Source organism: Deltaproteobacteria bacterium, from assembly GCA_026129095.1.
Lineage (GTDB): Bacteria > JAGRBM01 > JAGRBM01 > JAGRBM01 > JAHCIT01 > JAHCIT01.
This window is the reverse complement of sequence record JAHCIT010000009.1, coordinates 147,093-160,914: the sequence shown is the minus strand read 5'-3', so window position 1 is coordinate 160,914 and position 13,822 is coordinate 147,093. Positions and strand designations below refer to the sequence as shown.

At 62.6% G+C, this 13,822-nt stretch carries 12 protein-coding genes, 2 tRNA genes and 2 pseudogenes; 11 read left to right on the top strand and 5 right to left on the bottom strand.

Annotated elements, in window-relative coordinates; translation table 11 throughout:
* The 4 genes and pseudogenes from KIT79_13490 to KIT79_13475 all read left to right on the top strand — a co-directional run.
* Positions 1-1,003 (top strand): hypothetical protein (locus KIT79_13490; protein MCW5830314.1); only part of this gene is annotated, 1,003 nt, incomplete at its 5' end.
* Complete coding sequence (locus KIT79_13485; protein MCW5830313.1) at positions 1,000-1,206, top strand: hypothetical protein; 207 nt, start codon at positions 1,000-1,002, stop codon at positions 1,204-1,206. The genes KIT79_13490 and KIT79_13485, both read left to right, overlap by 4 nt.
* 38 nt (positions 1,207-1,244) lie before the next feature.
* A pseudogene (locus KIT79_13480) lies at positions 1,245-1,748 on the top strand (recombinase family protein).
* Positions 1,749-1,970: 222 nt separating this feature from the next.
* Positions 1,971-2,267, top strand: a pseudogene (locus KIT79_13475) (recombinase zinc beta ribbon domain-containing protein).
* Positions 2,268-2,306: 39 nt separating this feature from the next.
* On the opposite strand, the gene KIT79_13470 reads toward KIT79_13475, so the two are convergent.
* On the bottom strand, positions 2,307-2,519 hold the full coding sequence (locus KIT79_13470; GenBank protein MCW5830312.1) for a hypothetical protein: 213 nt from the start codon (positions 2,517-2,519) through the stop codon (positions 2,307-2,309).
* A gap of 213 nt (positions 2,520-2,732) precedes the next feature.
* A tRNA-Arg gene (locus KIT79_13465) sits at positions 2,733-2,809 on the bottom strand.
* A gap of 156 nt (positions 2,810-2,965) precedes the next feature.
* On the opposite strand from KIT79_13465, the gene KIT79_13460 reads away from it, so the two are divergent.
* The 6 genes from KIT79_13460 to KIT79_13435 all read left to right on the top strand — a co-directional run bounded on the left by KIT79_13460 (position 2,966) and on the right by KIT79_13435 (position 8,157).
* Positions 2,966-4,453, top strand: a complete 1,488-nt coding sequence (locus KIT79_13460) for a hypothetical protein (protein MCW5830311.1) — start codon at positions 2,966-2,968, stop codon at positions 4,451-4,453.
* 42 nt (positions 4,454-4,495) lie between these two features.
* Positions 4,496-5,209: an outer membrane lipoprotein carrier protein LolA gene (locus tag KIT79_13455; protein ID MCW5830310.1), complete on the top strand. Its 714-nt coding sequence runs from the start codon at positions 4,496-4,498 to the stop codon at positions 5,207-5,209.
* A gap of 364 nt (positions 5,210-5,573) precedes the next feature.
* Positions 5,574-5,649 (top strand) — tRNA-Gly (locus tag KIT79_13450).
* A gap of 47 nt (positions 5,650-5,696) precedes the next feature.
* Positions 5,697-6,584, top strand: a complete 888-nt coding sequence (locus KIT79_13445; protein MCW5830309.1) for a hypothetical protein — start codon at positions 5,697-5,699, stop codon at positions 6,582-6,584.
* A gap of 179 nt (positions 6,585-6,763) precedes the next feature.
* On the top strand, positions 6,764-7,177 hold the full coding sequence (locus KIT79_13440) for an SRPBCC family protein (protein MCW5830308.1): 414 nt from the start codon (positions 6,764-6,766) through the stop codon (positions 7,175-7,177).
* Positions 7,178-7,197: 20 nt separating this feature from the next.
* On the top strand, positions 7,198-8,157 hold the full coding sequence (locus tag KIT79_13435) for an alpha/beta hydrolase (protein MCW5830307.1): 960 nt from the start codon (positions 7,198-7,200) through the stop codon (positions 8,155-8,157).
* Here the strand turns inward: KIT79_13435 and KIT79_13430 are convergent, their stop codons facing one another.
* A complete protein-coding gene (locus KIT79_13430; GenBank protein MCW5830306.1) occupies positions 8,158-8,931 on the bottom strand; it encodes an enoyl-CoA hydratase/isomerase family protein in 774 nt (257 codons plus the stop codon). It abuts the gene before it with no gap.
* Between the two features lie 128 nt (positions 8,932-9,059).
* Between KIT79_13430 and KIT79_13425 the strand changes: the two genes are divergently transcribed.
* The gene (locus KIT79_13425) at positions 9,060-9,704 is read left to right on the top strand and encodes a hypothetical protein (GenBank protein ID MCW5830305.1); all 645 of its coding nucleotides are present in this window, start codon (positions 9,060-9,062) and stop codon (positions 9,702-9,704) included.
* A gap of 6 nt (positions 9,705-9,710) precedes the next feature.
* Here KIT79_13425 and KIT79_13420 read toward each other — a convergent pair whose 3' ends face one another.
* Positions 9,711-12,008 (bottom strand): UvrD-helicase domain-containing protein, encoded by a 2,298-nt coding sequence (locus tag KIT79_13420; GenBank protein ID MCW5830304.1) that lies wholly within the window; start codon positions 12,006-12,008, stop codon positions 9,711-9,713.
* A complete protein-coding gene (glmS, locus tag KIT79_13415) occupies positions 12,001-13,821 on the bottom strand; it encodes a glutamine--fructose-6-phosphate transaminase (isomerizing) (GenBank protein MCW5830303.1) in 1,821 nt (606 codons plus the stop codon). The genes KIT79_13420 and glmS overlap by 8 nt, the downstream gene beginning before the upstream one ends.
* Between the last annotated feature and the right edge of the window lies 1 nt (position 13,822).

The window sequence follows — 13,822 nt, the reverse complement described above, 5'->3', positions numbered from 1 at the left end:
TCTCTGCTCGATGCTGATCTACGGCGAGGACTGGGTGGGAAAGTCCAAGACGGCGTCGGACTATGCCGACGGCATGGTCAACCCGCTGCTCATCAAGGACAACCTCGAACACCGGGACATGGACAGAAGTGTCCAGCAGTTCCTGCTCTCGGCCGCCACCGGGACGGTGAACCAGAAGCGCGAACGCGGAACCGACAGCGGAAACGTATACGAGCGCCTCTACAACCAGGTCCTCATCACCGCCATCGAACCCTTTGAACTTCCTGAACTCAACAACCGGACCTGGAACATCGACTTCGACGGCAAGCACAAGAGTCCGGGGTTTCAGAAGTCGCTGGCGATGGAGAAGCTTAAAGAGAGCCGCTCGGCCATCCTGTCGGCTTTTTTTCTCGTCATCGCACGTGAAATCCTGCCGTGCTGGGTGGGGCGCAAGCGGTTTTACCTCAGCTACATCCGCCAGCTTTTCCCCGCCCACTCCAAGCACCGGCTGGACGAATACCTGGCCGGTCTGTTTGTGATTCTGGAAACCATCCTGCGGTATGTCCCCGACGAGCGCCGCCGCAAGCTCCCGGTGGACAAGATGGCCCGCGAACTGATCGAGGAGATGTTCGCTACACAGGAGAGCAAGGCCCGCGAGACGGAAGTCCACACGAACACGATTCTGTTCCTTCTGGACCAGCTCAAGAGCGAACTGCTTTATGCAGAGTCTCCGGATGAATTCCGACGTAACTACAAACTTAAGTTCGATCTGGATCTCGACGGCAGGGGCAAACCCCGTCTCGTGAAATTCCGCGGAACAGCCTTAAGCTTTCACGGCGCATTCACCTATCTCGCCAAGCAGCGAGGCTTCCATAACCCCTTCTCGACTGCCCAGCAGATGGGCTCCCGCGTGAAGGATTCCCGCGAAGTGCTGGACCGGGCCGGCTGGAAGGTCGAAACCCGGATGGTTTCGGGAGCCAAGCATTATCACTTCTCGCGGTCCCTCGATGGGGAAGGCGAATGAGTGACGTCGTCTGCCGAACCACAAGGAGCCGGATCGTGCTCCGCGAGGAATACCTGCGGCTCACGGTTCTGACCTTTGAGCGCCATATGGGGCGTACCGTCACCATGGACGAAGCCAGGGAGATCGCGGAAAACACGCTGGTCTGGATGGAGTGGATAGCTGACGAAGAAGTGACGTCGGCCGGAAGTTCGGCTACTTTGTAAGGTTAGCCTTTAGCCGGACCGGAGGTCGTAACAGTACCATGCGAATCCCTTTAAGCCGCTCGGCGAACGAGCCGTCGCCCGAAACCCCTTATGCCGTGATTTACGCCCGAGTCTCTTCCAAGGATCAGGAGGAGGGATTCTCGATTGATTCGCAGCTTGGGCTGCTTCGTGGTTACGCCCAGCGTAGCGGCCTGAAAGTGCTGTCGGAATTCATCGACGTCGAGTCGGCCGGTAATGCCGGCCGAACGAATTTCGGCCAAATGCTCGGGTTCATCCGGTCAGCGAAGCACCCAGTAATTATCCTCGTCGAGAAGACCGACCGGGCCTATCGTAATCTCAAGGACTACACGACGCTCGACGACCTTATCCGTGAGAAGGACGCCCGGATCCACCTCGTCAAGGAAAACGAGATCATCGGCCGCAACGCGACGAGCCACACGAAATTCATTCACGGCATCAAGGTGCTGATGGCCAAGAACTACGTCGATAATCTCTCCGAGGAAGTCCGCAAGGGCATCAACCAGAAACTCGAAATCGGCCAGTACCCGTCCAGTCCGCCGGTGGGCTACCTCTGGAACCGGGAAAAACGCTCGATCGTCCACGACCCGGCGAAAGCGCCGCTCGTGAGGGTGATGTTCGAGCGGTACGCGACCGGCCTTTATTCCATCACGACGCTCTCGGAACTGATGACAAGGGAGGGACTCACGAGCCGGGAAGGGAAAGTAGCCTCCCGCAGGTGCGTGGAAGTGGCCCTCAAGAACCCGATCTACTACGGCGATTTCGCATGGAAGGGCCGCCTGTATAAGGGGAGATTCGAGCCCATCGTCACCAAGGAACTCTGGGACCGGGCGAACAGGCAGCTCCGCAGGAAGAATCACCCTGAGCAACACCGCAAGCACTCCTTTGCCTTCTCCGGGCTCCTCACCTGCGCCCGGTGCGGGGCGACGATCACGGGCGAGATCAAGAAGGGCCGGTACGTCTACTACCGGTGCGCCAACCAGCAAAAGTGCCGCTTAGAATATGTCCGCGAAGAGGAACTTTCCCGGCAGCTCTTCGAGAAGATCGGGGCGGTCGAGATCGGGGAAGAGTTTGCCCAGTGGCTAAAAGCGACTGCGGACCATCTGGCGAGTTCGGAGACAGTGGTGGTCCGTCAGCGTCAGAACGACGCCAGGAAGCGTGTATCGGACCTTAAAGTGAAACTGGACCGGCTTTATACCGATCACGTCGAAGGCCGGATCGACGACGAATTCTTCCAGAAGAAATGGAGTGCCTGGCGGGCGGAACTCACGGGGGCCGAACAGGCTGCCGCGCACGGGTCTGCATCGGTCGCAAGCGGCTATAAGGCCTTTGGGACCGCGTTAGAACTCTCCAAGCGTGCGAAATCACTCTATGAAACGGCGGAACCACGGCGGCGGGCAAAACTTGCCCGCATCGTCTTATCGAACCCGATGCTCGACGGCATAACTCTGCGTGGGGATTATAGAAAACCGTTCTCGATGTGGGTTGAAAACGGCAGTCGTCTCATTTGGCGGGCGCGGCGGGATTCGAACCCACGACCTACGGCTTCGGAGACCGTCACTCTATCCATCTGAGCTACGCGCCCGTTTCCGGCCGGAGGGAGTCCGGCGGAGGGAAACCGCAGATAAGCCGATCGGGCGGCTCTCTGCAAGGCCGCCACTGGTAGCATACGGCGTTCGGAGTGAACAGGGTTTGGGCCCGCCTCTGGAATTGGTGCGGGCGGAGTGGCTACACGGGCGGGGTGAGCGACCAGAGCGCCGAATCCCCGGATTTCATGCCTTTTCTGGAGCAGCTCGGCCCCGGCGTGCGGGATGCCGTGGCGGCCTGGCGGGAACTGCCGCTCGAAGCCGTCGTCCGCGAAGAAAGCCGCTTTCTGGTTCCCGGTGCCGGGAGCCTGCGCGAGATCGCCCGTTTTGAACCCCACGGCACGCTGGTCCTGGCCGATCCCCGGTTCCCGTTGTGGGGAGGCGGCAGGCCGAGGCGCCTCGCCACGTTCGATGCCGGTGGCCGGCTCCTGAGCTGGTTCCGGTGGAACGAGGCGGGGGAACTCAAGCGGTTTGGTCTCGAACTGCCGGGCAAGCTCTCGATCGGCCTGGTGGCTGGGGTGGAGGAGCACGGGCAGTGGGGCGTCTCGGACGCGGTGGCGCTGCTCGGCCAGAACAACGCGCCGACCCGGACGCTGTGCCGGGCCGCCCGGAGCGACTTTGCGCGCCTCACCCATATCCCTCCGCTGGATGAACCGGGCGCGCTGCCACCGGGTGCGGGGGCGGCGCTGATGAACGTCTTTGCCGAGCTGATGCAGGATCAGGGAGTCGAGGCGGCCCGCTACCGGGGGCCGTACCCCACCGAGGCCTTGCTGGAATCCCTCCTCGAATCGTTCGAGCCGCTTCCCGCCGAAGGCTCCGGCCTTGAACGCGGGACGGGGCTCGCCGTGTTCGCGGCCCAGTTCACCCGCGGGGTCGAGGAGCAGGCGCTCAAGGGGGAACTGGTGACCTCGCCAGTCGCATTCCGCCCCCATCCCCATGAGCGCAGGCTTCTCGGCGACAGTGCCGCCGTGCATATCCGCAGCGGCCAGGTGGAGCGGTTCGTCTGCGACGGCGTGAGCTACACGACGCCGGTCGTGGGGGGATTTGTCCGGCAGGGGGCGCGTGTCCTGCACGACGGGTCGGACGGCTGGCTCCGCGCGTCGCTCGTCATCCTGGGGGAACCGGTCGAGCATCACTACATGGTGGCGGTGAACGGCCTTGAATATGCCGTGAATGACCGGGAACTTCCTCCCATTGAGCCGGAGCCGGTGAGTCCCCTGTGGCCGAAGGCGCTCAAGGTGCTCATGGCGCACCAGATGACGAGACTCCTCGTGCCGGCCGCGCTGGAGATCATGGATACGCTGGAGTTCTTCTGGGGCTCGACCGGCAGGGCAGCCGCCAGTCTTCAGGGGCAGAAAATGTTCCTGCATCCAGCATTCCGTTTCGTATTCCGGGCCCGGCGCGACAAGGCCGGAACCGGGGAGGAGAAAACCTGGCTGGCAAAGGCACTCGCCACCGAGGTGCTCATGGCCGTGTCGCAGCCGGTGCGTCAGCGGGCCCAGCGGGCGCTCGAACGGATATCGCCCGTCGAGCAGCGGAGCTACATCAAGTATGCGATGGAGGATTTCGACGCGCAGGGATTCGTTCAGGCCAACGGCCGCGACGTGGCCGAACTGGTCGCCGCGCTCGTGAAGGCGGAATAATCTCCGTTTGCCCGCCGAGCCTTTCCGGCGTATGGAAAGAAAATGATCTCCCGTTCCATGCAGTTCAAAAGCATTATGTCTTTCCTGATCGCTGTTTCTGCCGTCCCGGTGTTTGGCCAGTCGGCTCCGGCGCAGCCGCCTGCGGCAGCAACGGCCTCTCCCGCACGTCCGTCGGTGGACGAGATCGCCGCGAAGGTGCAGGCTAACTATCGCCAGACAAAAACCATCCAGGCGAAGTTCGTCCAGGAGACACGGCTCCCCGGTGCGCGCCGCCCGCGCACGGCCGAGGGAATGGTGTCGTTCAAGCTTCCGGGGAAGATGAACTGGGACTACCAGCGCCCAAGCGCGATGCAGTACGTGAGCAACGGGCAGGTGTTCTTCTACTACAACGAGGAGGAGAAATACCTCGCGGTGAAGAAGCTGGAGGAGGCGTTCGATTCCCCCACGCCGTCCAACTTCCTCAAGGGGCTCGGCGAGCTGAAAGAAGCGTTCAACGTGCGCGAGCCGGACCTGGGGCTCGTGGACGGCGAGGGGAACTACCGCCTGCTTCTGGAGTCGAAAGACCCGAAGCTTGAGAACTTCTCGCTGACGCTCATCATCGATCCGGTGACGTACAAGCTCCGGGGGTTGTACCAGTCGGACGCCCAGGGATCGCGCACGACGATCAGGTTCAGCGACATCCGGGAAAATGCCGACATTCCCGACGCTATCTTCACGGTCGTTCCGGCCGAGGGCACCCGCGTCCAGCGGTTCTGAGACTTAACGAAAAATAACGGCGGCCCCCGTTCCCGTGTGTTATGCTTCCCGCACACTGAGAAAGGAGGTGGTCCGACTTGGCTAAACATCATTTGAACAGTGAGGTGGCTGAGGCCTAGAGGCTGCTCCCTCTGGACTCGACCGGGCCGGCCTGAAAGCCGGCCATCGCAGGGGCGACACCAGCCCTTGGCCAATCTTCACAGCTTACCGTTTTCATGGCCTCCGCGTTACCGGGTTGAGTCCGGGCGCGGAGGCCGCTTTTTGTGCCGGTTTTCCGGGCCCCGGTGCGGTGGTGCGGGTTTCCGGCGAAGATGTTGACAACATCCCGGTCCGTGAGTAGAAATTGCGCCGCGCCTCCATATAGGCGGGCTTAGCTCAGTTGGTAGAGCGCGACCTTGCCAAGGTCGAGGTCACGGGTTCGAGCCCCGTAGCCCGCTCCAGATTTCCAGATCCCCAACCCGCATTAATAAGTAAAGGTGAATAACCCATGAATCTCCTGACCTTCGTCCAGAAGCTGAGCCGCCCGCTTTTCGCTGCTGCCATCCTGGTAGCCGCTGTCGCCGCTTGCGGCAGCGACGGCGCTCCCGGCGAGGTGTTCCTGCCGGGCGACTATGTGATTGGCGTGGTGGTCACGTCGGATGAACCAGTAGGTCCGAGCGAGATCGGCGACTATCTGTATGGATTTGGATACGGAGAGATTACGGTTGCCGAGGATGGCGAGATCACCGGCACAGCGGAGTTTACCGTTGCGGGAGGGGACCCCGACCCGGTTTCCCTGCCCGATGGAGAAGGGTTCCCGGCGGAGATCACCGGCACCGTAACCGGCACCGCATATGAGATGACGATAGATATTGATGGTGGGGAGTATACCAGCACTGGAACCATCACAGCGGAAGGGGCTCTGTCCGGTGACTTTGAACCTTCGGCATCGGTGGGAAGCCCACTCAACGGCATGACCGGCGGAGTGATCCAGCAGGGTGAACTGGCTGTGGCGTGCGGCGGGTTCATGTGGGGTGACCAGGACGATCCTCGTGGCGTCGGCTCCGCCATTTACCTTCTCAATGGTGACACCCTGTTCGGCGTGTTTGGCGGCACGAATTTCCAGGGGCTGCTGACGGCTGATGTGGGCTCGCTGGTGGAAGTCTGTGACGTCTCGGGTTGCGGCGAGGCCGAAGGGGTGATCGAAGCGAAAATTGACGAAACAGACTTTCCGGCCACTGCCACGCTGGACGTGGATATGGGTCTTTACGCCTCTGAAACACCCGGCGGCACGTACATGGATATTGACGGTGGAAGCGCGGATGAGGGCGACGACATTCTCATCTTCTTCGGCGGAGATACCGAATCCTGTTTCGGGGAGTTCATGGAACCGTGATCCAGTGAAACATGCCAGATCGGATGGATCTGGCCGGAAATGAGTTCGGAAACTGCGCCCGGTTACCCGGGCGCAGCTTTTTTGTGCGGGGATATGGGCGTTTCGATGGGGCCTGTCGGCTTTGCCTTTTCCTTTGCGGACCGGATATCGGTTGGGCCGGAGGTTTTAGGAAGGAAACCATGGAACACATTGATATCAGTATGGAGTTTCGTCGCCCGGTCAGCGAACTGTTCGCGCTCCTGAGCGATCACGAGAAGCTGGGGCCGATTCTCGGCGCGAAGATCCGGCGGACGAAGGACGGGCAGGGCGGAGTAAATGGCCTGGGGTCGGTGCGGACCCTCAACCTGGGGCCGCTCCCCGGTTTCGACGAGACCGTGACCGCCTTCGAGCAGGACCGGCGGATTGAATACAGGATCACCCGCGGAAGCCCGCTCAAGAACCACAAGGGGGTCATGGAGTTTTCATCCACGGCGAATGGCGGTTCCCGGCTTCACTACACCATCCAGTTCGAGTCGAAGATCCCGCTCGTCGGGCCGGTGATCCGGACGGGGCTGGAGCAGACGATCCGCCGGGGCCTGAAGCGGCTCCGCTAGCAGGCCGAGGCAGCACACTCATGCCGTCGTACCAGTTCCGCCTTCTGCGGGGATTCTTCCGGTGGGCTCCGGCCCGGGCCTGGGCCTACACGCCCCGGCCGACCGTGATTGACCGGTTGCTGGGCCGGACGTCAGCGGCAGAACCGTTCCAGCCGCCGGAGAAACGGAAGAAGGAAGATCGCATGCGCTTTGCGCGCCTTCCGGCGCCAAAGGATGCCACTATCACCAGCACCACGGTGGGCGGCGTCCCGGCGCTCCGGTTGCGGCACAACTCGGCAAAGGCGGGCCGGGCGATTCTCTACTTCCACGGCGGCGGGTATGTGTATCTCTCGCCGCTCACGCACCGGGGGCTCGGGGCGGCGCTGTCGAAGGAAACCGGAGCGGAGGTGGTGCTGCTCGACTACCGGATGGGTCCTGAGTGTCCCTTCCCGGCGGCGGTTGAAGATGCCGTCGCCGTCTGGAAGGCGCTCCTGGCCGAAGGGCTGAAGCCGGACCAGGCAGTGTTTGCGGGCGACTCGGCCGGCGGCGGGCTTACATTGGCCGCCATGCTGGAATTGAAGCAGTCCGGCGGGCCGCTCCCGGCAGGTGGCGTGTGTCTCTCACCCTGGACCGACCTCGCCATGACCGGCGGTTCCATCGCGTCGAAGGCGAAGGCCGATCCGATGCTGACGGCAAATGACCTCAGCCATTTCGCGTCGTGCTACCTGGGCGGCGCAGACCCCAGAAATCCGCTGGCATCGCCCCTTTATGCAGATCTGACCGGCCTGCCGCCGCTCTATATTCAGGTGGGAAGTGATGAAATCCTGCTGGATGACGCCATCCGGCTTCATGAAAAGGCAGAGAAGGCGGGCGTGAGAAGCGAACTCGATGTGTGGGACGAGATGATCCACGTCTGGCAGGTGGCTGTTCCGCTGGTGCCCGAATCGCGGGAGGCCGTTGCGAAGATCGGCGCGTGGCTGAGCCGCCTCTGGGGAAGCTGACTATTTGCCGGTCCAGTTGGGCTTTCGCTTCTGGGCGAAAGCCATCGGCCCCTCGATGAAATCCCTGGTCCGGAACATCTGCATCACCTGGTCATAGGCCTTGTGGTAGGCCTTTTCCATCGTGGGTTCGTCCAGGCCTTCAACGGCCATCTGTTTCATGGCGCGGGCCGATACGGGCGCGCACTCCAGTATTTGCTCCGCCCACCGGCGGGCGGCGGTCATCACTTCCCCCTGCGGGACGACCTCGTTCACAAGCCCCCAGCGGAGGGCCTCATCGGCCGGGATCCTCCGGCCGGTAAGAATCGCTCCCATGGCCGTCTTGTAGGGGATGTGCCGGATAAGCCGGTGTGGCCCGCCGCAAACCGCAGCCACACCACGCCGGGCCTCCGGCAGGGCAAACCAGGCTGTATCGGACGCGACGGCGATGTCGCAGGCGAGCACCACCTCGAAACCGCCCCCGGCGGCAAGGCCGTTCACGGCAGCTATGACGGGTTTCACGCATCGAAACCGGGCGGTGAGCCCCGCAAAGCCGCTTTGGGGGAAGGGGAGCCTTCCGCCGCTGGCAACCGCCTTCAGATCGTTCCCGGCGCAAAACGCCCTGTCCCCAGCCCCGGTGACGATGGCCACCCAGAGATCGGGGTCGGCTTCGAACTCGTCGAAGGCTGCCTGGCACTCGTCGTGTGCTTTGGGGTGTAAGGCGTTCATCACCTCCGGGCGGCTGAACGTTACCGTGAAGAGGCGGCCGTCCTTTTTCAGTTCGATGAACTCAGGCATGGCGGAAATGCTCCATGTGTTAAGGGTCTTTGCTCCCGCAGGCTTTGACGCCGCTGCCGGTTTGCTGGATAGGATGGCATATATCCCGCAACCGGTATCAGGTGCCAGCGGATCAGGGGGCATTCGTCATGGAACGCAGGTCTGTTCTGAAAGTCATTGGCCGGTCGGCCACGGGCGGAATCATCGTCGCGATTGCCGGTTGCGGGAGCAGTTCGCTGGCGGAAACGGGTGGAAATGTATGCGAACAGGATCCCGAGGCCGAGGGGTGCGGCAACAACACCGCCGGTACGGCGTTCAACCTCCGGTATACGTCCAGCACGTCAGACGGTCATACCCATCGGTTCGATTTCCCCGTGGAGGATTTCATCGAGCCCACGGGGGGCAAGACCTACACCTCTGCATCCAGTGACGGTCATATGCACCAGATATCGCTGACGGCCGAACAGCGGGCGGACATAGCGGAGGGCACGGCGGTTCTTGTCGAAAGCACCGAATCCGGCAGCCATACGCATGATGTGGAACTGGAAGTCGCCGATGATCTGGAGGAAACCACGACAGTCTCCACTGCCCATACGCACACGTTCACGATTCCGGGATCGCACTTCACGTCCGATCTCGGCAATGTGGACTATGTTTCCAGCAACAATTCCGGCCACACCCACCGGGTCACGCTGTCCGCGGCCGACCGGGAAGCAATCCTGGCTGGCGGGGCGGTGGAAAAGACGACGACCTCAAGCGGCGGCCACACGCACGACGTCGGGTTTGAATACTGAGGGGCGTCAGGACGGCAGCACGGTCAGGTTGGCGAACCGGACCATCATCTTCTTTTCGCCCGCATGGGCGAACTTCACTGTCACCTGTTCCTGCCCGTTGACGCGAGCGCGCTCGATGATGACGCCCTGCCCGAAGACCGGGTGTTCCACCCGCGCCTGGACCCGGAAGGGTGAGGGGCCGCCTGGCGCTGCTCCGGCAGATATGTCCTCACCGGTCTCGTGGCGTGAGCGCCGGATGGTTTTTGTCTTGATGGGTGGTGTCGCAGGGAGTTGTGGTTCCTCGTGTTCGGCCAGTGCGACAGCCCTTCGTGGCGGCATCTTGCGGACTGACCGCCCGCTTTCGGACAGGAGATCCATCACGTCTTCGGGGATTTCGCTGAGGAACCGTGAAGGATCGCGCACGAACATCTGGCCGTAGGTGCGGCGCAGTTCGGCGCAGGTAAGATACAGCAGGTTCTCGGCGCGGGTCATGCCCACGTAGGCAAGCCGCCGCTCCTCTTCGAGTCCTTCCCTCGTCATGGCGGCGCGTTCCAGCGGGAAGAGGCCTTCTTCAAGCCCGGTAACGAACACGACGGGGAACTCAAGTCCCTTGGCCATGTGGACCGTCATCAGCGTCACCCGGTCGTTCTGTTCGGGCAGGGTGTCGGCCTGTGACAGCAAGCCAACCCGTTCCAGGAAAAGGGAGAGCGACGGCTCCTCTGTGCGTTTCTCGAACTCCTCGGCGGCGTTGAGAAGTTCGGTGAGGTTCTGCAGGCGGGCCTCGGCCTCGGGCGTGTCCTCGCTTTCGAGGGCTTCCCAGAGCCCGCTGGTCCGGAAGATCAGTTCGATGAAATCCCTCACGCCGGTCCTGGGGACTTCGGCCTGAAGTTGCCCGATGATCCGTTCAAACCCGGCAAACTTCTTCACGGCGGCAGGCTTGAGGGCCTCACTGGCCCGGCCAATCGCATTGCTGAGGGGAAGGCTGTGCTTCCGGGCGAGCTCCATGAGATGTTCGACCGATGTCTTGCCGATGCCGCGGGCAGGGGTGTTGATGACCCGGAGGAACGCCTCGTCGTCGGCCGGGTTCACGGCGAGCCGGGCGTAGGCGAGGGCGTCCTTGATCTCGGCCCGCTCGTAGAACCGCATTCCACCCACGATCACATAGGGAATGTGCCGCCTGAGGAGCTGTTCTTCGAACACGCGGCTTTGGGCGTTGGTCCGGTAGAAGATGGCGAACTCGTGATACTCCCGGTCGCTTTCCCGGTGCATCCGGACCAGTTCCGAAATGACGAAATCGGCCTCGGCCGCCTCGTCCTCGGCGAGAAACAATCTGACCTTTTCGCCTCCCTTGCGGTCGGTCCAGAGGGTTTTCCCTTTCCGGTCGCGGTTGCGGGCGATGAGGGTCGAGGCGGCCCGGAGAATCGGGGCCGTCGAGCGGTAGTTCTGCTCCAGCTTCACCACCCGGAGTGGCCCGAAGTCATCCTCGAAACTCCTCAGGTTTCGCGTGTCGGCACCCCGCCAGCTGTAGATGGACTGGTCGTCGTCGCCCACGACGGCAAGGTTCCGGTGTGTTTCGGCCAGGTGGCGGATGAACCGGTACTGCACGAGGTTCGTGTCCTGGTATTCATCCACCAGCACATAGCTGAATGCCCGCTGCCATCGTTCCCGCGCCACGGGATCGGTCTGGAGAAGCCGGGTGACGTGGAGCAGCAGGTCGCCGAAATCCATCGAGTTCGACTGCCTGAGCCGGTCCTGGTAGGCGGCATAGATGCGGCGGAACCGGCTGTCGCCGGGAAGATCTTCATCGGCGCCCCAGTCGTCATCAGGCAGCAGGCCGCGGTTCTTGAGCTGGTCAATGCCCCAGGCCATCCGCTTGGGCTCGAAGATGCGCGGATCGAAATCGAGGTCCGCAATCACCCGCTTGAGCAGGGAGAGGGTTTCCGAATCGTCATAGATGCTGAAAGGCACCTTGAAGCCGATATTCGGCGCTTCATGCCGGAGCATCCGGGCGGCCACACCGTGAAAGGTTCCGATCCACAGGCCGGGAAGCGGACGGCCGATCAGCTTTTCCACACGGCCGCCCATCTCGCGGGCCGCCTTGTTGGTGAACGTGACGGCGAGGATGGCCCAGGGATCCACTCCCAGTTCGTGGATCAGGTGGGCGATCCGGTAGGTGATAACGCGGGTCTTGCCACTCCCGGCACCCGCCAGAATGAGCATCGGCCCCTCGGTCTGAAGGACTGCTTCCCGCTGCGGGGGGTTGAGATCGTCGGGACTCCACATGCCGGAGGTGTTGTAGCCGCAAACGGGCCGGGGTTCATTCAACTGTGACCGATTTGGCCAGATTTCTCGGCTGGTCCACATCGCAGCCGTTATGGACCGCCACATGATAGGCAAAGAGCTGGAGCGGCACCGACAGGATGATGGGGGCGACGAGATCGCCGGTGTCGGGAACGGTGATGAGGTCGTCTCCGCTGGCGGCAAGCTTCGCGCCGGCACGGTCTGCAATGACGATGACCGGAGCCTCCCTGGCACGGACCTCTGCAAGATTGGAAGCGGTTTTGTCGAGCTGGGCGCCCTTCCGCATGATACTCACTACCGGGAAGGAGCGGTCCAGCATGGCGATGGGACCGTGCTTCATTTCGCCGGCAGGGTAACCCTCGGCGTGGATGTAGCTTACTTCCTTCAGCTTGAGTGCGCCTTCCAGCGCGACGGGAGCAAGATCGCCTCTGCCCAGAAACAGGAAGTTGCGCGCTTCCCGGTGCCGGATGGCGAGTTTTTCGATCTCGGACTCCAGCCGGAGAACCTTTTCCAGCCAGACGGGGAGATGTTTCAGTTCGCGCAAGATACGCTGCTGGCCGACAGGCGCCAGCTTGCGGCGGATCCGGGCCAGTTCCATGGCGGCCAGCAGCAGGCATACCAGCGCATTCGTAAAGCACTTGGTGCTGGCGACGCCGATCTCCGGACCGGCGTGCATCAGCAGGGTTTCATCCGCCTCGCGGGTCATGGTGGAGCCGAGCGCATTCACGATGGCCAGCGTTTGCGCTCCGCGCTCGCTGGCGAGCCGGAGTGCCTGGAGGGTGTCGGCGGTTTCGCCGGACTGGCTCACGGCGATGGCCAGCGTGGACTTCGAGACCACGGGATCCCGGTAGCGGAACTCGCTGGCTACCTCGGCGCTCGCGGGAAGGCGGGCAAGCTGCTCGATCCACTGGCGGCCAATCTGGGCCGCGTGCCAGGATGTGCCGCACCCCAGGATGATGACCCGGTCGATTTTCTGGAGGTCGAGTTTCCCGGCCGGGAACGACAGTCCCCTGGCCGTGAGCCGTCCGGTGAGGGCATCGGACACGGCCACCGGCTGCTCATGGATCTCCTTGAGCATGAAATGCTTGTAGCCGCCCTTTTCGGCCGAGACGGGATCCATTTCGACCTGCGTCACTGCCCGGCGGACCTTTTTCCCGTCCATTGTCGTGACGGTGATTCCCTTTGGTGTGATTTCAGCAATGTCGCCATCGTCCAGGAAGATCACCCGGCGGGTAAAGGGGAGCAGGGCGGGGAGGTCGCTGGCGAGAATGTACTCGCCGGGAACCTCACCGATCCCGACGATGAGCGGCGCGCCGCTTCGCGCTCCCACCAGCGTGCCGGGAGTGGATTCCGACATCACGGCCACGGCATAGCTTCCCTTGAGCTTCTGGAGCGATTTGCGAACCGCCTCGGCGAGATTTTTCGCGGTGCGCAGGGAGCTATGGACCAGATGCGCGAGGACTTCCGTGTCGGTTTCGCTGTGAAACCGGCTGCCGTTGCCCGTGAGGCGCGCCTTGATCTGCTCGGCATTCTCGAAGATGCCGTTGTGGATGACGGCCACGCCGCCGGTCCGGTGCGGATGGGCATTGGTTTCGCTGGGGCGGCCGTGAGTGGCCCATCGCGTGTGACCCAGTGCAAGATGTCCCGACAGAGGTTCGGCGTCGAGCTTTTTTTCCAGTTCGATCAGCTTGCCCGTGGCGCGCACAATGCAGAGTCCGCCATCCGTATGGACGGCCACACCCGCTGAATCGTAGCCGCGGTACTGGAGGCGGCGGAGTCCCTCGATCACGACCGGCACGGCGGGGCGCGGCCCCATGTATCCGACGATTCCGCACATG